We start from the raw sequence: 20450 nt of genomic DNA, 5'->3' as shown, positions 1-20450 counted from the left end.
TGAGCGGTGGGCGGAGGAGCTCGAACAGGGCTGAAGAGACGACGCGGCGTGAGTGCATTTTGTCGAACGCCGAACCACGTCGGTGTAAGAGTGTTCGAGATTGCGCGACACCGTGTCCCCCGTTCGCGCTAGGGCAGGACAGCGAGGCGGCCCAGCAACGCGATCAGGTCGGCTTGCCGGCGTGTCTGTGTCTTGACAAACAGGGAAGCCAATTGGGAGCGTACTGTCGTTCGACTTAATCGTCGCGCACGAGCAATGTCGATCACGTTGTTGCCTCGCGCCAGCTCAAGAGCAAGCTGGGTTTCGGCAGCGGTGAATCCAAACAGCCGCTGCAGCGTCCGCGGCGAAGGCTCCGGATGCGCGTCGAGATCCAGCAGGATCAATGCGATGGTCTCGTCGGACCATGCGTTCGCGACTTGGTTGATCAGCGCGGTAAAGCCGTCCTTGGTGGATGTCGCCAACCAGGATGTCGAGCCCGCCGGAAACTGCGCGCCTGCGCGGTGGACCAGTTGCTTGACGGCGCCATAGAGCGTTTCGTGGCTCGCATCGACGCGCGCTTCGCGTTCCAATATTGCGCGGCCGGCCGGACTGAGTTCGATGACCTTGCCACGTCTGAGCAAGACCTGTCCGCAGCCGATCCGCGCGAGCACCCCGCGCAAGCCGTCCTGCTTGGGGGGCTGGGCTTCAGAGTGAGCAGATGACACAGGATTAGAAAGATTGAATATCGATTCGGAAGAAGAAGAATGAGGCTGCAGAGCAATGGTAGTCCGTGGCAATGCTTGGCTTGAGTTCAACATTTTATCCCCCGGCCGCGCTGACCCGATGGAGTGAACGAGCCGCAAAGATTCCAAACTTCTGCCGAGCCTGTAAACGTTGAATGGGGGGTAACCCCGCAGCGGTCAGAGGGCTTAAAAGTCGCCGAGTCTTCCGGGTATCGGCCCGGCGTGATCAACGAAGAGGTAGCAAGGCGGGTTGAAGGGGTAGCAAGGCGGGTTTAAGCCTCGCGGGAGCAGCCATGGTGGTACGCCGAAGCTACTCCGGAAGGAGCGCCCTGTTTACTCTGAAGGGGGTACCTCTGCCCGGGGTCAGTTCGAGAAGGTCGCCGCGGGACGCAATGTGACTTCGATCACGTCGCCGGGCTCCACGTCGAAGTCGACGGATGCGGGTATCCTGTCCCACTGTTGACCGAGCCGCCGCACGACGACCACGTCGGGATTGAGCTCGCCTGAATTGACGGGGATGGCACCGGAGCCGCCGATCGGCTGCAGTTTTTGACTGAGCGCCTGCATTCTCACGCGCAAATCCGCCAATCGAACATTCGAGTCCTTCTGCTCCCTGAGCAGATTGATCGTGCGCTGGCTGCTGACACGTCCCGCCTGCCGCAGGAAGTCCTCACGCTGACGCTGGAGTCGCATGAGTTCGACGCTCGTCTGGAGGCGTCGCGTCGACGACAGCAGCAGGGCGCGCCGGCTTTCGCTGACGCGAGGACTTGCCAGCAGGCCGGAGCCGAACGCCTTCATGACCCGCTCGAGCTCCTCCTCGTCGGCCTGCACTCCCTTCTCTTCACCTTCCTGTTGCTTCTTGAGCGTAGCGAACTGCGCGTCCGTCTGCTTTACGGCGTCGTCCAGAAAGCGTTGTTCTGTGCGGTAGTCGCTTTGCGAGGTCTTCAGAGAGTCCCTCTCAGACTGAACGACCGAACCGATCACGCTCGCAGGCAGCGAAATGTCGCTTGGAGGTGTCGCGTCGAACGTGTCGCGGCCATCAAGCTCCGCGCCGGCTCGGACGATATGGAAATACTCCTTGGTGTATTCGGTGGCGAGAGACTGGTAGTCCCGTACAAGATCCACAGGGTCGGTGGCGCCGGGTTGCATGCCACGCGATCGTAACAGGCTGAAGCCGCCGGCTACTGCCACGGCCTGGCGCACGGTCATTGAAGCCCGATAGGTCTGCTGTCCGGGGGTGAGCACATCGCCGGAAACATAGACCGGCCGATACTCCACGACGCTTGCCATGACGTCGCCGGGCTTGACCACAAATGCCTGGTCGCGTCCGTCGGTCAGGCGTTGGCGCAGTATCCGTGCCTGTAGCAGCGTCTCGATGCGGTTCTGCATCTGCGCCGGGGTCAGGCCCGCAACCTCTACCGTCCCACCTCCCGGAAGCGGGATCGTGCCGTCGATCTGGATCTGCGTGCGGTTGCGTTGATCGGGGAGGCCGCCGATGGAAATCTCGATGGTATCACCCGGTCCGAGCTTGTATGGCGCGGCAATGGATAGCCCGCTTGTCGCGAAAAACAGAACTGCCGCGCATCGACCCAGCAGGTGGTGGGAACAGGACCGGCCTTGCTTCTTGCGCTTCATGGACGAACTCCCGATACAACCGAGCCTTCGCCGCTCGCGATTTAGGGATACCGCTGGAGGATCCTTCTCAGCCGGCCCGCTTCAAATCCGCCACCCGGGCCGCTGGAAGAAAGATCTCGTAGTTTCCGAAGAAGTGCCTCTGCTCTTCGACGTGGTCGAACAAGCCTTGGCTCAGGGCAGCGAGGATTTCGCTGATCCCTTGCTGAACGCTGATTTCAGGGGTGAAATTGAGTACCCGACGGATCTTGTCGAAATTCACGCGGTAATTCCGGGGATCGGCACCACGCTCCTGATACGTCACTTTCGATCGCGGAATGTACCTCATGATCTCCTCGACGACCATCAGCTTGGTGAAGTTGTTTTCCTCGCAGCCCACATTGAAGACTTCGAAGGCGACCTTGTCGACGGGCGCGCGGAGCACTTGCTCGATCGCGCGGGCAAAATCACGAACATGGCAGTAGGGACGCCAAGTCTTGGGATCGAATACCAGCAGCTCTTTTCCCAGATGGAGTTCACGCACAAATTCGTTCACCGTGAGATCGAAGCGCATTCGCGAGGAAAGACCAAAAGCGGTTGCAAAGCGGAGAACCGTTGGATGGAATCCGGCCTTTCCCTTGAGACCCAGGATCTTCTGCTCCATCTCCACCTTGTGCTTGGCGTAGAGGGAAAGTGGCGCGAGCGGGTAATTCTCGTCGACGGCCTTGTCTTCTTCCACTAGCCCATAGTTCGAGCAGGTGGACACAAAGATGAGCCGATCGACCGGATGGTGCTGCATCGCATCGATGAAAGACGCGACGCCATTCCGATTGATGGCGTGACTTTCGCCCGGGTACTTGCTCGTGATCGGGTCGCCCACCAGCCCAGCCAGGATAACGACGTCATCCACGCCCTTCAATGCTTCAGCGGCGAAACGCGGATCGCGAATATCGCCTTGCATGAACTCGTATTGCGGAACGCTCAGATAGGGCCATGCACAGCTCTCGTTCTTATAGATGAGCTGATCCAGGCAGCGGACGTGCCAACCCTTTTTCAGGAGATGGCCCGTGATCACGGAGCCTACGTAACCAGCACCACCTACCAGAAGCACAGTTCGTTTTTCATTCGCCATTTGAGCACCCGTCTACTTTTGAAATAAGTTCGCACCGACAGATGCGCCAGTTGGCGCTATGCCGCTCTGGGCGTCCGGTCGGGGTCTTCGCATGCGGTTGAGAAGCGGCTCCCCCACGGCGATCCAGGCGGCCTGAACGATCCATCGGAGATCGGACGTGATGGTCCGATTGGTATAGTATGCCAGGTCGATTTTCGCCTTGGCGGGAAACAGAACCTCCCGATAGAATTCCGCCACATTGCCGTCCGGCGGGAACAGCGTATTTTCATGCCGGAAGAGAACCTGGCATGGCCCGACGAGGCCTGGCCGGTGCTCCAGAATCTTTTCGAACCCGTCCCTGAAACAGTCGGCAAATACCAGGGTCTCAGGTCGGGGGCCGACAAAAGACATGTCACCCCGCAGGATGTTCCAAAGCTGAGGTAGCTCATCCAGCTTGAATGAAGCCAGCAGCCCCCCGATCGTCGTCATGCGGTGGTCATTCACCATCGTGAGCGGACTTCCGCGATCGTCGCAATCGGCTCTGAACTTCCTGAACTTGTACATGCGGAACGGCGACCCGTTCAGCCCGAGACGAAGTTGCGAAAACAGTATCGGTCGCCCGCCTTCGATCCAGACTGCAAGCGCAATAACTAACAGGACTGGCAGCGAGGCCATTATGGCCATCCCAGCACAGAGGACATCGACGAGGCGCCGCAAACGCAGGGCCGGAGCTGCCGGCCGAACGCATCCCGTATTGACCGTTTCGCTCATGCCTGTACGACCTCCGCGGGACAGGTTGCCCGAAGTCCATCAGCGAGGCTGTTTGCCACGTGATCGACGTCGGCGGGAGTCATCGCGGGATGGAGAGGCAAGGTGAGCTCACGTCCGCAAAAATCCTCAGTGTTGGGTAGGCTGATGCCGGGATATTGATCTTGGTAGAACGTCAACCGATGCACCGGGGGATAGTGAATGGTCGTCTGAATGCCGCGCTTGCTCAGGTGCTCGATCAGGGGCTGTCGCGCGCTTGCCACAGGGAGAACGACGGGCATCAGATGGTGGGCCGATACCCACGACGCGTTGAATGGCACCACGATCGAAGGGCAACGCTCGGCGAGCCGCAGCCGATAGTGCAGCGACAGATGCCGCCTGATGTCGTTCCAACCCGGCAACTTACGGAGCTGCACCAGGCCGACCGCGGCGCGCAATTCGTCCATGCGGTAGTTGAATCCAAGAAGCGTCACGTCGTATTCGGGGCTGCGGCTGACGAGGCGCTGGCGCGTGTTGGTGGTCATACCATGCGACCTGGCGCGCTTGATCATGTCGTTCAAGATCCGGTGACGCGTTATGATTGCGCCGCCTTCAGCAGTCGTCATGTTCTTGTTGCCGTAGAAGGAAAACGCGGCTGCATCGCCAAACGTGCCGACCCCCTTGACGCCGGGCGCATGCGCGGCGTCCTCGATCAGGAGCAGACCCTTGCTGCGAGCGAAGGCCTGCCACTCCTCTCGGTCAGCGATGTAGCCCCCAAAATGCATCAGGATCACCGCTTTCGTCCGCGAGGTGCACTTGCGGAGCGCGTCGGCCGCGGACATGAGAGGAACTCCCCCCGACTGGACATCGACGAATACGGGTCGTGCTCCGACGTAGAGCACGGCATTGGCCGTGGCAACGAACGTGAGAGATGGAACGAGGACTTCATCGCCGGGGCCGACTCCGAGCGCATGCAGGATGAGGTGAAGTGCGGCCGTGCATGATCCGACTGCGACCGCGTCCTCGGCGCCATGCATGCGTGCAAACGTTTGTTCGAACTCCCGTACGCGATCCCCCATGGTGATCCAGCCGCTATTGATCACGGCAGCAAGAGCTTCCTTTTCGTCAATTCCAAGGGCCGGTTCTGATACCAACAGCATGTGTTCCTCTTCCCGTTCATTCCCGATGCGAAGGGCGGCGCTCCGTCACGCAGCTGCAGTCGCGAATGCAGACGATTGCTCGTCCCACGCAATGTCCTGGGCTTTCAAGAAATCCTCGACCCGGCCAATGTCGAGCCACAGACCAGTGTGCTTGAAGACGTTGACGCGGGCCTCTTCCTCGAGCATCTGGAACATCAGGTCGTCGAATCCGAAGGGGACGCCTGACGGAATGCGTTCAAGGACGACCGGATTCATGCAGTAGATTCCCATGCTGACGAGGTTTGTCAGCTCTGGCTTCTCGCGAAATCCAATCACTCGTCCATCGGTTTCATCAATCACACCGAAGTCCATCTTCGTGCTCCGAACGGAGGTCGCGATAGTGATGTTGCCATCGGATTTTCGGTGATTGTGAATCAGCTGGTTCAGGTTCAAGTCTGTCAGGACGTCGCCGTTGAGGACCAGGAAAGGCTCATTGAGTTGCTCTCGCAGCAATGACAGCGGACCGATCGTGCCGAGCGGCTCGAGCTCCTGCGTGTAGGTGATCTGCATGTTCCACTGGCTGCCGTCACCACAGACGCTACGGATCAGATGGCCGAGATAGCCGGTGGTGACGAAGACTTCTCCGATCCCGTTTCGTCTCAACCATTTGAGAACGAGCTCGAGGACGGGACGGGCGCCGATGGGCATGAGAGGTTTTGGCAAAATGGACGTATGTGGACGAAGTCGAGTTCCTCTGCCGCCGCACTGAACTACCGCTTTCATCTGAACCTCCATGTACTCAAGAAAATGCGCTCGAATATGCTCCTCAGGAAAAAAGTAGGAGCAAATCATGCCTGCGTCTTCGTTCGTTTGCATGAGAGCGTTGGAATCGAACGGCAGAAAAATGCTGCCGGGTCGTCCACACAGTCGTGCAGTGAGGCGTACTCTCCGGAAGAACCGGAACCGGGCTCCGCCGTGAGTGAGGTACTAATCCGGAAGGGGCAGGTTCGGGAACAGCGAAAGCGCCGCACTCGGCCCCAGTGAGTCCGAGCGCCAGGCCGCAATCGGGCCGCAGGATAGCTTGCTTCCTTTCGCTGCCAAGCTCGCCGGCAGGTCAGGTATCGGCGGCCGAGTTGACCTTGCTGGCGATGTAACGTGCCATGCCCTGAATGGAATCGAGATTCTCGGGCAGGATCTCGTTGTCGTCGATGGCGATGCCGAATGTCATCTCGATGAACCCAACCACCTCGAGCACTCCTGTCGAATCGATGATCCCCTGGTCGAGCAGGGAAGCATCGTCGTTCAGCGCCGCGATATCGCTGATGTAGAAATTCGATGTCAGAAAAGCGCGGATCTGCTCCTTGCAGCGGGCGGGTGCCAAGACCAGTGTCATTGCGTTGGTGCTCCATTTGAAAAAGCAGTGCGTCAATTGGTGGTCCACAGCTATTCGTTGATGAGCTCTCTCTTGTTGATCTTGCCCGTATCCGTACGCGCCAGTTCCGGCACGATAACGATGTACTTCGGGACCATGAAGCTCTCGAGGCGCTTCTGACACTCCCGCTGAATCTGCTGAGCGTCGAGCGGTCGCACCTGGTCGACGACTACGAACGCCTTGATCGCGTGGCCGAGCACATCGTCCGGAACACCAACCACTGCCGCTTCGCTGACACCGGGAATGTCCAGCAAAGCGCTCTCCACTTCCTTGGGCGCGACCTTCTCACCACGTGATTTGATGACTTCGTCGCTCCGGCCGACAAAATACAGATATCCATCGGCGTCCATTTGGCAGTGGTCGCCGGTGTAAAGCACCTGCTCGCCAGGAAGCGGTCCGGGCTTGAGTTTCCTCGCAGTAGCTTCCGGCTTTCGCCAATACCCCTTCATGACGGTCGCGCCGCGGATCACAAGCTGCCCGGCGATGCCGGCGCCGACTCGTTGATCGCGCTCGTCGACGATCCACATTTCTGTATTCGGGATGGCAATTCCTACACTCGATGGCTTCCGGTCGAGGTCCTCCGGCGGCAGATAGGTGCAGCGTTGGCATTCCGTAAGACCGTACATGGAGTAAATGCGTGCGCCGGAGAAGGTGTTTCTCAGCTGGAGCAGGTGCCGTACCGGCAGTGCCGCACCAGTGCTTGTCACGTAGCGAATGCTGCTCAGATCGTAACTCGTCAACGACCCAAGCTGCAGCAGAGTCGAGAACATCGTAGGCACGCCGGGAAAACCCGTAACGCTCTCTTCACCAACACGACGAAGCGTATCGGCGGGGAAAGCAAACGAGCGTTCGAGAACAAGGCGAGCGCCGGCGCGTATGGCCATGATCATCTGATACAGGCCGTAGTCGAAGGCGAGCGGTAGAGCGTTTAGGATCACCTCATCATCACGCACGTCCAGATATGAGGCAACTGACGTACACGCTGTCATCATGTTCCGGTGCGTAAGCATCACCCCTTTCGGTTCCCCAGTCGAGCCCGAGGTGTAAATAATGGCGGCGAGATCGATGTCGATTCCGCGGCGCGCGGGTGCTCCGTGGTGCTCGGTGGCCGTTGCGGAGTTCCATCGCGCGGCATGTGGCAGCGCGTTCAAATCGGCGTCGTTGATGGGGCCGGACACGATCACACGGCGTAAGGATGGGCAATGTCGCGCAGGTTCGCGGAACGTCGCGTAGAGGCGCATTTGCGTAACGAGCGCAGTTGGCTCGCAGTCGTTGAGGAGATAACCGAGTTTGTCGGCTTTCGTGAGAGGATTGATAAGACACACGATCGCGTTGGCCTTAAGGATGGCCCAGAAACTTACGGCCGCCTCGACGGCGTTGTCAGCAAAGATCATCACACGGTCGCCCCGCTGGACGCCGGCCTCGACCAGGTGGTGCGCGACCGCATTCGACCACACCTCGAGCTGGTCGTAGGTGACCCGATGACCGTCGCATACGAGCGCAACCTTGGCGCCCTTTCGACGGGCCGCATGGATTAGGTAGTCATGCAGGAGGGGCACAGGATCGTTTACCATGCCTCAACTCCCGGCACGGCTTGGTGGTCGACGTCAACGGTAAGCTCCAGGTCGTGCTGGGTCCGCGGCTCGCCCGCGACGAACTGCTGGAACAGCAGCTGGGTGGACAAGACGCCGACCAGCGCCATGTTGTCGAAATTGGACAGGTCGCCAGCGTGGGCATGAGCTTGGCACTTCGCGCGCAGCCGTTCGACCGCCAGCGGATCGAAAATGTTCGCGGTGCGGATGCTCATGCCTGAGAGGGCTTCGTCGACGTAAGAGGGAGCATTCTTGTCGGCGAAACAGAGCGCATTGGGGGTCCGGTAGGGCTGCTTCTTCCGTGTGACGATCTCTGGTGGAACCTGCGACTGCGCCAAACGCTTAAGGACGTGTTTCTCGTCAAGGATGCGCAGTTTGCAGGCATCGGGAAGTGAGTTCGCCAGCTGGACGACATCGTCATCGAGGAATGGAAAACGTCCCTCGACGGAGTGCGCCATCAGCATCCTGTCTCCCTGTGAGGAGAGCAGGTAGCCGGAGAGGAGCGTTTTGGTCTCCAGGTACTGATCTTGTGCAAGCGGCGTCCAGCGGGAGAAATCCGATGGCAGACGATCGAGTAATTCGGTTACCGGGTCGGATCTTGAAGTGGCCGCTCGCATGTCGTCTGAGAACAGACGCTTGATCGCGCTAGTGCTGCGCCAACGCGGCGAATGAGCAAAGCCGGGCATATCAGGGACAGAAATTCCGTGCCCGAAGAACTTTATCGCGATGGCCTGCATGTGGACCGGCGATCGCGAGATGTAGGGATAGAGCCGGCTCAGGAGGGCGGCTCGCCGCGTTGAGGCCGGCTGGCGGCTCCAAAAGCGTCGGATCTTGCCTTCCCGAAACACATCATAGCCGGCGAACATCTCATCTGCGCCTTCGCCGGTCAGGACGACCTTGATGCCGCGCTCGCGCACGAAGTTTGATAGCAGGTAGAGCGGTGCAGGGGCGGTTCTCAGAATTGGACGCTCAGTGTGATAGATGACCTTCGGAAATGCCTTGGCGATATCCTGCCGTGAGACCAAGAGTTCGTGGTGCTCGCTCGCGATCGTGCGCGCCATTAGACGTTGATAGGAGGTCTCGTCATACTCAGCGTCGGTAAAGCGAACGGAAAACGTCTGCAAGCGCCTGCCTGCAAACCGGCTTCCCATTGTCGCAATAAGCGAACTGTCGAGACCACCGGAGAGATAACTTCCCACGGGGACGTCGGACCGCACCATTCGGAGCGCCGTAGCCCGCTCCAATGCCGTACGCACAGCATCGATCACGACGTCATTGCAGCCGGCGGACACAATGCGATGCTCTTCGAACCGGGTAGCGTAGCACGGAGTCCAGAATGCGCGGTCCCGAATAGCGCCGCGCCCGTAACTGCGTACGTGTCCCGGTTCAAGTTCCGTGATCCCGTGAAACACGGTTTGAGGCGGCACACTACTCCAGAATGTGAAAGTCTGGTCGATGCCTGCTGGATTGAACGCCCGAGAAATTGCCAGGTTTGCTGCGAAGATCGCCTTGATCTCACTGGCGAAGTAAAGTTGACCTTGATGGTCGCAGATATAGAGAGGACAGATTCCGGTCCGATCTCGGGACAAAACGAGGCGGTTGGCGGAGGTATCCCAGATGGCAAGGGCCCATTGCCCGTTCATCCGTTCGAATGCTGCTTCGCCCCAGGCGCGATAGGCCTGAATGACGACCTCCGTGTCACTGCGGCTGCGGAAGCGATGGCCGAGCGAGATCAGCTGCTCGCGAAGTTCGATATAGTTAAAGATCTCGCCATTGAACACGATCCAGGAGGTTCCGCCGGCATCGGAGAGTGGTTGTTGTCCGCCCTCTACGTCGATGATCGAGAGCCGGGCGTGCGCCAGGCCCGCGCGTTGGTCGCGGTAGAGACCCCGCTCGTCCGGCCCGCGATGTGCAAGCGCCCCGACCATCCGCAAGAGCGCTTTCCGCGAAGGACTCGGAGCGTTGGCACTCAGCGCCACGATGCCGGCGATGCCGCACATGTCGTTTAGTCCTCAATTACCGCATCAACGAGTAGAGGCCGGGTGTGAAGATAGCGCGTCGCCCGACGTTTGGAAGTGATGTCCTTGAAGACCTTCTGAACCTGCGCTGTGGCCATACCCAGGGCCTCGGCCACTTTGTCGGCAGAAATGCCGTGGTTGACGGCGTACATGCAAACATCAGTCAACCGATAGGGGGCAGCGAAATAGAACTCCTCCTGGCTCTGCGGCAGCGAGAATGTGTCAGACGTCGGCGGCCGTCGCCTAATCTCGTCGTCAATGCCAAGGTATTCGGCCAGTTGATAGACCTGGCTTTTGTAGAGATGCGCGATCGGCATGACGTCCGCATCCCCGTCCCCCTGCTTCACGAAGAAGCCCTGATCGTGTTCAAGCCGGTTCGGCGTACCTACTACCGCGTATTTCAGACGGTCGGCGTGATAGTACTCGGTCATCTTGCGGACGCGTTGCTTGTAGTTGGTGGCAGCAACTATCTGCAGGTAGACTTCGGGCTGAAGACGCACGGTGGAGGTTTCGCCGTCCGGATCTTGGACGGTGAGACGAGTGATATTCATGCCAGCGCTCCCCGAACCCGAGCCGAGTACCAGCTTGCATTTCCAATCCTTTCCGTATTTGGGTACGACGGCTTGAATCGCGTCTTGCTGCCTGCGGTATGCGCCCAATGCTTCGAGAGCCGGTGCAATGTCTTCGACGACCGTCGTGAGGCGCAGTTGCGCGGCAACGGCCCGCCCGAGCCTCAGCGAATCGGCAGACGAATCCCGTTCGGGCATCAGCAGACCGAGGACCTTCGTACTCCCAAATGCGCGTGCACAGAGCGCTGCGACTACGGAGCTGTCGATGCCGCCAGAAAGTCCGACGATGGCTCCCCGTCGGCCAAGCACGCCGAGGACACGGTCGCGCAAGAACGCGACGATGCGCGCGACCTCCGCTGGCGCGTCCAGGACCAGTGCGTCAAACGCGGGTTCAGTTGGGCTGTGAGCTGCTTGCAATGTCACGGGATCAGTCCGCCTCTCGCTCGGGAAATTCGGCAGTGGAGTAGGTTTGCGACAGCGCCGTCTGGACGAGGTGCAAATTCATTGCGAGGTAAGGCGGCATTACCAGATCCGTGTGAGTGCCTGCGCTTGGGACGACGTCGATCTCGGCAAACGCACGATCCCACCCCAGAGCTAGCGGCATCTTCTTTCGCTGGCATCGGAACAAAACGGCGGAAATCGGCAGCATCGATTTCGGCTCCGCCAACCAGCGGAAATAGGCCTTAGCCCGCAAGACTTCCTGCAGTTCCTGCTTGAGCCTGAATGAGGTGAGGTTGAACTGCCCCTTCGCGCGGTGATCGATCATTCGGGCTAGGTAAGCCTCATGGCCGAACGCAACGGTTGCTTTGGCGAGGGCCCGACAGGCCATCCGGGGAGCCGTGATCCGGTTGTTGCGGATCCGGCGAATCGTGCGCGTCAACGTCTCCCATGCAGAACTGCGCTCGCCCATGAGGCTAGTGTCGAGAATACCGAAGAACTTCACGGAGCGGCCGGCGGCAAACATTCGCGTCGCGACCTCGAAGGCGACCGCTCCACCAAGTGAATGACCGAGAAGTCTGATGTGGCCCTGCGGCTGGATGCGATTGATCTGCTCCACGGCTGCGGCAGCCATATCGCAAACGCTGTCCCGACCCTGCAATATCTTGCCGAGATCCGGATAGCGGATCGGAACGACGTGTGCAATCTCGCGCATGGAGGCCGTCAAGGCCACCAGGCTGGTTCCGTAGCCAAGTGAGCCGGGCAATAGAAAAAGCACGGGCGGGGCCGCCGCCACAATGCGCAACGGCGGAGAAGCCAAATCCTCGCTTGTATCGATCAATGGCCGTAGTTTCATTGGATCTAACCGACCGAACTCCGGAGGGGTGGAGTATGAAGATGTTCGAAATCGTCTCATCATTCGTTTGCATGAAGCATACCGCGCGCCGACGAATTGACTGTCTTCGCCCTGCGCAACTATCGTCCATGTCCGCCTCCTCAGGCGTACTCTGTCGACCGTCTGGGTCATACAGGCCCATTGATCGGTGCGCCCGACGTCCGCGCACCGCCATGCCCATTCAACAGAAACAGCGCCACGATAATTCCTAAGGCGTAGCCGGTAGCTCCTCCGGCGGCCATCATGTAGATCACCTGCAACGGATCGTGACCCAGGTGAGCACCAATGAGAAGCGGGGCAAATACAAAGACGGCTCTCACCAGGTCAACCAGCAGCCGTAGTTCCTGACGACGAAAAAGTGTCGGGACTTCTTGAATGGGCGTCGACAGCGCCTGCGCGGCGCACATGAGCGCCAGAGCGGCCATGATCTGACCCGTAGGTATCCAGGACGCTCCGAGCAGCGGAACGACAACATAGGGCGAAACAAATCCAAGGCCGAGTACCGGTAGAACGATCAGGCCGGCCGCAACGACCAGCAAGCCGCATGCGGTGCCGAGCAGATGCTGACGATCGAAGCCCCTACTAGCTTCGGCGACGAAGACATTGCTGAGCGGCAAGGCCATCAGGGTGACCGGACCGGTCACGAGACGGGCGGCGACGCCAAAATGCCCGGCGAATGCGGTACCGAATAGCGAGCCTATGAAGATTGCGGGGAGATTGATGATAGCAAATCCTGCGAGAGCCGAGGGCAGCTCGAACAGGGGAAACTTGTACTCGCGCCTAGCAGTCGCCGCGACCGCACCCCATGGAGCTTGCCTGATGCGGCGGATATCCTCCCATTTCAGGAGCCGGGCGCAGAGAAATGCGATCAGCACAGCCTGGCTCAGGATGTGGGCTTGGATCATCGCATCGTCCCCGAGGCAAGCGAGGCCGAAGCTCACCTGGAGCAGTGCCATCGTCGCAGGCAGGATGAGGCGGCCCATGCCGAAGTCGCGCATATGATTGAAGCGCAAGCACCAGCAGTTCATTGCGTCGGCGATGCCGACCGCAGCCATCCCGATGGGTGCCAGGTAGGTAAGATGTTGCAGGCGTCCTGGCACCACGTCCGACAGCATGTATCCCGCGGTGGTCACAACAGAGGTCGTAAAGCAGACCGCGACGAGTGTGAGCTTGAGTGCGACCAGCGCGTGAGTTCTGTCCTCAACAACATACAGAGAAGTGCTGAAGCGAAGCCCAGCGATCGCGCCGAGAATGTTTACGATTGAAAGATAGATCGTGAAGATTCCAAAATCCTCCGGCGAATAGAGCCGGGTGAGGATGGGAATGGCCGCTACGAGCATGAGCTGGCCGGTGAGTGCGAGGGCGGAGACGCCCGCCGCTACACGAATAAGGGCCGCTGTCCGCGTCGGACCGGTAGCCGGTTTCGCGGCCATGAAAACGTTCCTCGGTCCAGATTTCAGTCAGAAGGGCAAGATCGTAGCGGCTGAGCGATGTACTTCGGTGATCCTAGGATGGAGCCGCGTGCACGCCATCATTCGTTCGCATGACGTTGACTGAAGTGTCGCGAAATCGAAGGAAGGCTTGCACGAACGGATCGTGCTTTGCGGAAGAGGCGACGCCCGGATGGCAGATCCGATTGGTGATGCGCGTGGCCTGTGGCGGACAATGGATCTTCACGCAAGCCGCGCGGCCGGGAAACGCCGATCTACAGACGATGGTGATGTGAGCTGTGCGAGTCGAAGGCCCGTCCGCGCGAGCAGGTCCGACAAGGCTGATGGTCTGACGGCGATCAGGTTATCGTCATCCGGTCCCGGTATGTCGGGAGACGCCGGCTCAAGTCGTCCCGCCCTGAGGTGGAAGAGCTCAAACCCGTGATCGGTCAGTCGCTTATACATCTCGGCACGCGAGGTGCCGGCCCGCCGAAGGTTGAGCTCAGAATCTTCTATGTAGAGACATCGACAGTTGGCAACGGTCTGGACCGCGCCCTTGAGAAGATCGACTTCGAACCCTTCGACGTCGACCTTAAGAAGATCCACTGGCCGATCGCCGACGATCGAGTCGAGCGTCCGTACGGGAACTCGGAGCGCCGCGCCGTCGGCGGGAGAAGTAGCGCATGCGAAGTTCATGTCATCACTCCGAAAGTTGGTGAAGACGAGTTCGCCTTCCGCGCTGCCGATGGCGGTGTTGTGGACCTCGATGGTCAATCGGTTCAGACGAATGTTGCCCAGCAGGTATTTGAAGATGCGCGGATGTGCTTCGATAGCAATTACTTGTCCCGACCGTGCAACCCGTACCGCGGCTGCGAGGCTTAGCTGTCCCACGTTCGCGCCAACATCGACGAAGGTTTCTCCGGGTTGGAGGTAAGTTCCGACAAAGTGGGCGTCTTCGGCGCGAAGGTTCCGTTCGCGCCAAAGTCCTGCGGACATGGAGCTCGGATAGAAACGCATTCTGTATCCGGCCGGAAAGCCGAAGGTGAAAAAGCGGCACAATCCGCTCGCCCACAGTGCGCGTGAGAGTAGGAATCGAGCCTTGTCGGGCTCCTCTTGAATTCTGGTGAGCAGTTGATGCAATTTGTGCAAGGATCGACCCATCTCTAGCGGTTAGGTGCTCGGCAGAGCGTAGGCTGACCGAAGCGCTCAGCCATCCTTCATTTGCATGAGGGCATCGATTTGTCGGTTCTGAATCCCCGCTTCGCCATGAGCCTGCCCAAGGAGCTGATAGGTTCACATTCGCGCCTCGGGGCAATCATCCTCATGCGAATGAAGGATGACCAGGCCCACTCCGCTACCTAGCATTCTTCGTGCTCGTTCGGTCGGTGTCGACGTTCACTGTCCATCAGGCGACGACGCGGTCCAACAGAATGACGCCGGCTGTTTGCCGAGCCATCCGGGTTCGGGATCGGCTGCTGGAATGAATGAACTGAGCTTGAGGGAAAAGCGATGAACCCGTTGCAGCTCGACTGGCCGGAGGGTATCCGAGATCCGTACATCCGCCCCACGATTTCGGTAGCCATACCAACCTTCCGTCGACCGGATATGATACGCCGTGCGATCGAAAGCGTACTGCAGCAGAAGTACCCCGATTGGGAAATGGTGATCAGCGACGACGAAGGCCCAAAAGGCCTCAGCTGGAGCATTCTATCTGAATACGCTCGGACCGACTCCCGTATTCGGGTTGTAGAGAACCGCCGAGGACGGGGGCAGGTCGAGAATACGAATAGCGCGATGCTCGCATGTCGCGGTCATTGGATTAAAGTGTTGCACGACGACGACTGGCTTGTGCCGGAATCGCTGGAGACTTTTGCGCAAATGGCGAGAACGTACCCCACGGCCGCATTCATGACCTCCACGTCTCATCTCGTTCAGGATGACGGCATAAGATACCGGAAGGGAGGGCGGGTCACGCTGTATTCGAGCCAACAGTGCCTGACGGATCTCTATCTGGTTGGTAAGACCCGGGTGCTGGGTATTGTTCCGTCCACCCTGCTGATCAACAGCGAGGTCATTCATGCCGGTTGTCTGATGCGAAACTACAAGTCGATCCGTTGGGGGGTGGACCAGCTGTTCTTCGTCGACCTCGCCTGCCATGGCAACATGGTTGCAATCGACAATGGCTTGATCTTTTACGATATGACGGACCACGATAATATAACCGCTTCCAAATCGTTCTCTCAGATCGATGAGGAGACCCTTGATCTCAAAACTGTAACTTGGAGCCTCCTGGAGGACAAGCAAGGGCTTCCAGATCCCGAAACGGTCGTGCGTGCATTGCGGGTTGCAAGATTGCGCGGAAGATTTCGCCATCAGTCCTGGGAAGCAACGATCAGGGACGCGCTCCAAATCCTGCGCCCCTCGGTTCTCAAGGCGGCCCACAAAGCCATCCAGGCGCGAGCGCGTACAACGGCAGGGGGCTCACCTATTCGTTTGGGTCACGCATGACGGAACGGAGCCGCCGCCGATCATTGTCGGGAGAAGGCGCTGGTCCGATCAGGAGCATCGAGGCGCGTTACAAAGTCGAACACGGGCCCGGCCGGGACCCCCCAATTGGTCGACCAGATCACCTGGGAACCGTCGGGCGACGGTGAGCCGTGAGTCTCGCTCCAGTAGTTGTTCGGGACGTTGCGTGTGTATGCAATGCGTCGGAATTCGCCGCTGCCGTCAATTCGCAGAGCAATAACCTCCCGAGCGAAGGGCGCAAACGTTGGTTGCTGGGCGATCTCCGTTGGATCGCCACCATAGCTTAAAATCACCCAGCCGGGCGAGTGGATCGCGCGTGCGGATGCATGTGAAGCCTCTCCACGCGGAGCAAGGGCGGTGACCAAGCCGTCATCCAGCCGGCGTTTGATCACTCGGTATATGTCGGGATCAGACTTGCTGATTCCTACGTATACCTCGCGTCCATCAGCGTCCACAGCCATGTCGCCATGACTCGGACGATGATGCTCGGTCCAGCTTTGCACCAGATCGCCCCCGACGGTAAATATGAATGCCTCATCTTTCCCGTCGACCCATCGGCTGCATCTGATGTAATTGCCCAAGGCAGAAATCTCGCAAACGCCGTCTCGCCCGGGCAGTTTTCCGACTTCGATATCCGGAAACTTCTGTCGGCTCACGAGGTCAAACGCGAACGCGACGACGACGCCGTCGGCGCGAGTGCCCCGCACGGCGATGCGCCGGCCGTCCTGAGAGGGGTTGCCCTTACCCGGTCCGAACTGAAGGTTGCGATAGCCGTCGGCCATCATCACGATCTCCTCGGCATTGGTTCGCGGCCTCCAGAATGAGATTTTGCGCCCTATCACGCATATCATGCGCTCTGGATCACGCGGGTGCCATTCGCACTCGTCTTCGCGTTGCCGACGGAACAATGGCACGTAGGTCCGCCCGTCAAGAAAGCAGAGGCCGTTGCAGCCGTTCGCGATCAGAAGCAGAGTCTGGTCGGCATTCCAGGCCTGCGCGCTTGAATATCGGTGAGTACAATAGGTTGGTTGACAGGCCAAGCCAGCTCCCAACGACCCCGGGGTCGTTATCCGCACGATCGTGGCGCCCGTGTCCGGGTCGGTGACCGGAACGAGATAGTCGGGCAGGTTCAGGCTGCTGGCAGCAGTGAGCCTGGCCTTTGCAAGCGTCTGTGCGGCAGCGATGCCTGCCAAAGCAAGCACGACCACCACAGCGCCGGGCAGGCCAATTCGCGTGCAGAGGGATCGAGACATCGGTATCATGCTCCAGGGCAAGCAGGGGCTCGGATCATCCAGGTGGGCAAGCGCCCGAGATGAGGTTCGACGCTCCCCGGTCACCAGGCTCCGACGGCGACCGGCAAGATTGGTCGACGATGCCTTCTAGCTGCTGAGTCGAAACGCGCATCATTTGAATGCAGGAGACGTCACCCGCAAGATGGTGAACCCACGGTCGGACTCCATCCTCTCGATCCATAGATCAATCCCGCGCGGCAGGCTGGGCGGCGCGTACAGACGCCGCGCAGCTTTCGGCGGCTTGATGGGCGTGAGGCCATCGGCGAGGCTAGTCTGGTTCGGAGGCGCCGATTTCGTGACGTCCGCGGTCACTTGGCACAAGGCTAGGCCGAGTTCTCCGATCGATCGACAACGGCAGCGCGTGACCATTCGAGACCCGCACCAGTGGTCCGTTGTTCATTCCCCAAATTGCGGCCTGCGTCCTGTTCCGAACGCGTATCTTGCGCAGGATCGCCTTGACATGAACCTTCACCGTCGCCTCGGCAATATCGATCTTTCGCGCAATGCACTTGTTGGAGTTGCCCTCGATCAGGTATGCGAGAATAGCGCGCTCTCGCGGGGACAGATGAGGTGCTACTTCTTCGGCCGCAACAAGCAGATCTGATGGCTCTTCGATCCCTGGCTGAAGCTGAGGCTCGCGATCGAAACCGCTATCGAGCACGAACGACAGAAATGCCGGCGGAAACACCGTCTCGCCCATTGTCACGAGCTCGATCGACTTGATGAAAGCGTCGCATGAATTGACGTCGACAAAATAACCGCTGGCACCGGCCTTGTAAGCCGAGATCAGCTCATCCGGCCGGTAATGGTCCGAGACGATCGCGACGCGCGCGTCCGGATAGTGCTCTCTTACAAATCCGATATGCTTCAGCGCATCGAGTTCTCCGGCGCTGTGGATAATCACAAACAGGAGCTTGTAATGTGCCTGGAAGGTACTTGTTATTTCATCGGTGCTTGAGGCCGATGCCGCAATCTGAAAATCTGCCGCACGCAGTATTTGTGAAATTCCCTCTCGCAGCAAAATACTCCGTCCGATCAAAATAACCTTGCAGGATTGACGCGTCCTCATCTTACCCTCCGCAACAAACGCAATCACACAACTTGAATGAAAAAGCGCCGCAAAAGACCAAAGCGTAGAGCGGGCCCGGTTTCCCCCTTAACAGAGGCCGGAACGTCGTTTGGTTAATGTTTGCTGAAGGTTAGATTCGATTTTTAGGTCTTGCCTATATACCTTTCGATATACTCCGAGGCATTCCAAGCTGCTGGTGAACAACCACCAGAGATCGATTGAGGCGAACAATTATACTGACGCAACCTTTGAATGTTCGTCCTCAGCGAGTGGAAACCGCTCGCGAAAGCCATCCGTCCACCATGTTGCCAAACGGATAGTTGCGCTCGCCAGCGCTCTCTAGGCCTGACCACCGGGTTTGTACGGCCCTTTCATCAGCCAAACTTGTGTATATTGGAATCACAGACTGGTTGGGCTATTTGCCTCATGGGTTCGCATCGAGAGAACTTAGGGAATTGCTGGAAGTTTGTTTATTGGTGATCAATTTGTGGAGCGGCAAGGGGGGCCTGTAGCTTCAATCGCGGAATTTTGGGGGCGGCAGGTTAGGAGCGCCTGATGCATCGTGCGACTGTAGTAATTGCAGACAGACATCCAATGATTTTGCAAGGTCTCGCAAGTGTCCTCGGTTCAGAATCCGAGTTCGAGATCGTTGCGGCCTGCGTCGACGCGGCGAGCTGCATCCAGGCGATTTTGACACTTGCGCCCGACATCGCGATCCTAGATGCGGCAATGCCGGAGCTGGCCGCGCTGATGAACAATTCGCTCGGCCCTTTGGACGGCCGATCAACGCGCTTTGTGTTCTTTGCGGCTGGCGAGGATTACGATCTTGTCTCGGCGCAGGCCCCCGCCGGGTACAGTATCCTCCTAAAAGAGATGACGAGCCAGGCCGTGGTGCAAGGCTTGCGAGATGTTTTGGATGGACAGACCGTTGCTCCATTAGCGCCCAGCGATCAGGCCGTGCCTCGCGAGCAGAACCTGAATCCGGAAAGTGCGCTCGCAGTGCTCACTGAACGCGAGCGGCAGATCATGTACCTGGTCTCTCGGGGGCTGTCGAACAAGGAAATTGGGCGCCGGCTTAACATTGCAGACGGCACCACCAAGGTGCACATGCACCGCATTTTCCAGAAGCTTGAAATCAACAATCGCACAGAGCTTGCTGCCCTCGCCATCTCGGAGGATGACCGCGCCAATTCAGCGCAGGACAAACCGGCGCATGCTGGATCTAATCCGGTGGAGGAGGAGCGGTAAAGCACCAGCACGCGCTGCTTGCGATCTGTGGGCATTGCGCCGAAGCGCAGCCAACGAAGGTGCGCCATCAGGTTGCACAGGCTTCGGCAAAGCCGGTTTTCGGTCCCCTATTCCTCAACGGAGAACTGAAGAACGAACAGCGACCGGCCGCCAAGCTCGGGGCTGTCGCTGACTTCCACCTGCCATGAAATGTGATGCAGGAGTGGGTCCATCGCGTCATGCTTGAGGATTTCGCCGCTGAGCTCGATCGCCGCAGTCCGGGCCGCAGAAATGTCGGGGAGATCCAGTCCGACATCATCAAGCACTGAGTGGCTGTCATCGAGCACTGAGTAGCCGTCATGAATATGAAAGAAATACCGCGGCATAGATGTCTCCGGACAACGCGAACATTCCGACGACTGCAGCGAGCCCCCCATTGCGGTCGAGACTTCGCACCACAGGGGAGCGCTAGCAAGCGACTATTCTAGGAGGCTCATTCACCATGATGGGTACCCCCACGTTGATCTGTATGATCACGAATTCAGAGTGAACGATTGCTTCCCAATGACTACGTTTATGTTGCGTCGATGGAGCCCACCTCGGCGCAGCGTTGCGGCCCCGGACCTGCGAAT

Annotated in this window: 18 protein-coding genes; 2 read left to right on the top strand and 16 right to left on the bottom strand. The window is 59.0% G+C overall.

Going from position 1 to position 20450, the window contains the following annotated elements:
• Positions 1-128 precede the first annotated feature (128 nt).
• The 13 genes from IVA88_RS28130 to IVA88_RS28070 all read right to left on the bottom strand — a co-directional run bounded on the left by IVA88_RS28130 (position 129) and on the right by IVA88_RS28070 (position 14721).
• Positions 129-659: a helix-turn-helix transcriptional regulator gene (locus IVA88_RS28130; RefSeq protein ID WP_247500473.1), complete on the bottom strand. Its 531-nt coding sequence runs from the start codon at positions 657-659 to the stop codon at positions 129-131.
• A gap of 426 nt (positions 660-1085) precedes the next feature.
• Positions 1086-2357: a polysaccharide biosynthesis/export family protein gene (locus tag IVA88_RS28125; RefSeq protein ID WP_247500472.1), complete on the bottom strand. Its 1272-nt coding sequence runs from the start codon at positions 2355-2357 to the stop codon at positions 1086-1088.
• Positions 2358-2424: 67 nt separating this feature from the next.
• Positions 2425-3465, bottom strand: a complete 1041-nt coding sequence (locus IVA88_RS28120; RefSeq protein WP_247500471.1) for an NAD(P)-dependent oxidoreductase — start codon at positions 3463-3465, stop codon at positions 2425-2427.
• Positions 3466-3477: 12 nt separating this feature from the next.
• The gene (locus IVA88_RS28115) at positions 3478-4215 is read right to left on the bottom strand and encodes a sugar transferase (protein ID WP_247500470.1); all 738 of its coding nucleotides are present in this window, start codon (positions 4213-4215) and stop codon (positions 3478-3480) included.
• Positions 4212-5351: a DegT/DnrJ/EryC1/StrS family aminotransferase gene (locus IVA88_RS28110; RefSeq protein WP_247500469.1), complete on the bottom strand. Its 1140-nt coding sequence runs from the start codon at positions 5349-5351 to the stop codon at positions 4212-4214. Before IVA88_RS28110 ends, IVA88_RS28115 begins: the two co-directional genes overlap by 4 nt.
• A 45-nt stretch (positions 5352-5396) precedes the next feature.
• Entirely contained in the window at positions 5397-6206 is an 810-nt protein-coding gene (locus tag IVA88_RS28105; protein WP_247500468.1) for a sugar phosphate nucleotidyltransferase, read from the bottom strand.
• A 238-nt stretch (positions 6207-6444) separates the two neighbouring features.
• Positions 6445-6723 carry an acyl carrier protein gene (locus IVA88_RS28100; RefSeq protein WP_247501209.1) on the bottom strand — a complete coding sequence of 93 codons (279 nt, stop codon included), beginning with the start codon at positions 6721-6723 and terminating at the stop codon, positions 6445-6447.
• 50 nt (positions 6724-6773) lie between these two features.
• Positions 6774-8336, bottom strand: coding sequence for a class I adenylate-forming enzyme family protein (locus IVA88_RS28095; RefSeq protein ID WP_247500467.1), 1563 nt, complete (start codon positions 8334-8336; stop codon positions 6774-6776).
• Positions 8330-10354 carry an asparagine synthase (glutamine-hydrolyzing) gene (asnB, locus tag IVA88_RS28090; RefSeq protein WP_247500466.1) on the bottom strand — a complete coding sequence of 675 codons (2025 nt, stop codon included), beginning with the start codon at positions 10352-10354 and terminating at the stop codon, positions 8330-8332. Before asnB ends, IVA88_RS28095 begins: the two co-directional genes overlap by 7 nt.
• 5 nt (positions 10355-10359) lie before the next feature.
• Positions 10360-11364: an NAD(+) synthase gene (gene nadE, locus IVA88_RS28085; RefSeq protein ID WP_247500465.1), complete on the bottom strand. Its 1005-nt coding sequence runs from the start codon at positions 11362-11364 to the stop codon at positions 10360-10362.
• A gap of 4 nt (positions 11365-11368) precedes the next feature.
• Positions 11369-12220 (bottom strand): thioesterase domain-containing protein, encoded by an 852-nt coding sequence (locus IVA88_RS28080; protein ID WP_247500464.1) that lies wholly within the window; start codon positions 12218-12220, stop codon positions 11369-11371.
• Positions 12221-12402: 182 nt separating this feature from the next.
• A complete protein-coding gene (locus IVA88_RS28075) occupies positions 12403-13707 on the bottom strand; it encodes a lipopolysaccharide biosynthesis protein (RefSeq protein WP_247500463.1) in 1305 nt (434 codons plus the stop codon).
• Positions 13708-13947: 240 nt separating this feature from the next.
• Positions 13948-14721: an FkbM family methyltransferase gene (locus IVA88_RS28070; protein WP_247500462.1), complete on the bottom strand. Its 774-nt coding sequence runs from the start codon at positions 14719-14721 to the stop codon at positions 13948-13950.
• A 492-nt stretch (positions 14722-15213) separates the two neighbouring features.
• On the opposite strand from IVA88_RS28070, the gene IVA88_RS28065 reads away from it, so the two are divergent.
• Positions 15214-16212, top strand: coding sequence for a glycosyltransferase family 2 protein (locus IVA88_RS28065; RefSeq protein WP_247500461.1), 999 nt, complete (start codon positions 15214-15216; stop codon positions 16210-16212).
• Positions 16213-16232: 20 nt separating this feature from the next.
• Here the strand turns inward: IVA88_RS28065 and IVA88_RS28060 are convergent, their stop codons facing one another.
• Positions 16233-17483 carry a hypothetical protein gene (locus IVA88_RS28060; RefSeq protein ID WP_247500460.1) on the bottom strand — a complete coding sequence of 417 codons (1251 nt, stop codon included), beginning with the start codon at positions 17481-17483 and terminating at the stop codon, positions 16233-16235.
• A 307-nt stretch (positions 17484-17790) separates the two neighbouring features.
• Positions 17791-18591: a response regulator transcription factor gene (locus IVA88_RS28055; protein ID WP_247500459.1), complete on the bottom strand. Its 801-nt coding sequence runs from the start codon at positions 18589-18591 to the stop codon at positions 17791-17793.
• Between the two features lie 555 nt (positions 18592-19146).
• On the opposite strand from IVA88_RS28055, the gene IVA88_RS28050 reads away from it, so the two are divergent.
• Positions 19147-19839 carry a response regulator transcription factor gene (locus IVA88_RS28050; RefSeq protein ID WP_247500458.1) on the top strand — a complete coding sequence of 231 codons (693 nt, stop codon included), beginning with the start codon at positions 19147-19149 and terminating at the stop codon, positions 19837-19839.
• A gap of 107 nt (positions 19840-19946) precedes the next feature.
• On the opposite strand, the gene IVA88_RS28045 is transcribed toward IVA88_RS28050, so the two are convergent.
• Positions 19947-20204: a hypothetical protein gene (locus IVA88_RS28045; protein WP_247500457.1), complete on the bottom strand. Its 258-nt coding sequence runs from the start codon at positions 20202-20204 to the stop codon at positions 19947-19949.
• Positions 20205-20450: the final 246 nt, after the last annotated feature.

It is taken from the genome of Bradyrhizobium sp. 149 (assembly GCF_023073915.1).
In the GTDB taxonomy this organism is placed as follows: Bacteria; Pseudomonadota; Alphaproteobacteria; order Rhizobiales; family Xanthobacteraceae; genus Bradyrhizobium.
This window is presented reverse-complemented; position numbering and strand designations above follow the sequence as displayed.

What these genes read in the sequence shown, in the direction of transcription:
- IVA88_RS28050 (WP_247500458.1), top strand. Translation starts at nt 19,147, where the DNA reads ATGCATCGTGCGACTGTAGTAATTGCAGACAGACATCCAATGATTTTG.
- IVA88_RS28095 (WP_247500467.1), bottom strand. Translation starts at nt 8,336, where the DNA reads ATGGTAAACGATCCTGTGCCCCTCCTGCATGACTACCTAATCCATGCG.
- IVA88_RS28100 (WP_247501209.1), bottom strand. Translation starts at nt 6,723, where the DNA reads ATGACACTGGTCTTGGCACCCGCCCGCTGCAAGGAGCAGATCCGCGCT.
- IVA88_RS28055 (WP_247500459.1), bottom strand. Translation starts at nt 18,591, where the DNA reads ATGAGGACGCGTCAATCCTGCAAGGTTATTTTGATCGGACGGAGTATT.
- IVA88_RS28075 (WP_247500463.1), bottom strand. Translation starts at nt 13,707, where the DNA reads ATGGCCGCGAAACCGGCTACCGGTCCGACGCGGACAGCGGCCCTTATT.
- IVA88_RS28045 (WP_247500457.1), bottom strand. Translation starts at nt 20,204, where the DNA reads ATGCCGCGGTATTTCTTTCATATTCATGACGGCTACTCAGTGCTCGAT.
- IVA88_RS28105 (WP_247500468.1), bottom strand. Translation starts at nt 6,206, where the DNA reads ATGCAAACGAACGAAGACGCAGGCATGATTTGCTCCTACTTTTTTCCT.
- IVA88_RS28125 (WP_247500472.1), bottom strand. Translation starts at nt 2,357, where the DNA reads ATGAAGCGCAAGAAGCAAGGCCGGTCCTGTTCCCACCACCTGCTGGGT.
- IVA88_RS28110 (WP_247500469.1), bottom strand. Translation starts at nt 5,351, where the DNA reads ATGCTGTTGGTATCAGAACCGGCCCTTGGAATTGACGAAAAGGAAGCT.
- IVA88_RS28115 (WP_247500470.1), bottom strand. Translation starts at nt 4,215, where the DNA reads ATGAGCGAAACGGTCAATACGGGATGCGTTCGGCCGGCAGCTCCGGCC.
- IVA88_RS28120 (WP_247500471.1), bottom strand. Translation starts at nt 3,465, where the DNA reads ATGGCGAATGAAAAACGAACTGTGCTTCTGGTAGGTGGTGCTGGTTAC.
- IVA88_RS28070 (WP_247500462.1), bottom strand. Translation starts at nt 14,721, where the DNA reads ATGCGTTTCTATCCGAGCTCCATGTCCGCAGGACTTTGGCGCGAACGG.
- asnB (WP_247500466.1), bottom strand. Translation starts at nt 10,354, where the DNA reads ATGTGCGGCATCGCCGGCATCGTGGCGCTGAGTGCCAACGCTCCGAGT.
- IVA88_RS28060 (WP_247500460.1), bottom strand. Translation starts at nt 17,483, where the DNA reads ATGTCTCGATCCCTCTGCACGCGAATTGGCCTGCCCGGCGCTGTGGTG.
- IVA88_RS28065 (WP_247500461.1), top strand. Translation starts at nt 15,214, where the DNA reads ATGAACCCGTTGCAGCTCGACTGGCCGGAGGGTATCCGAGATCCGTAC.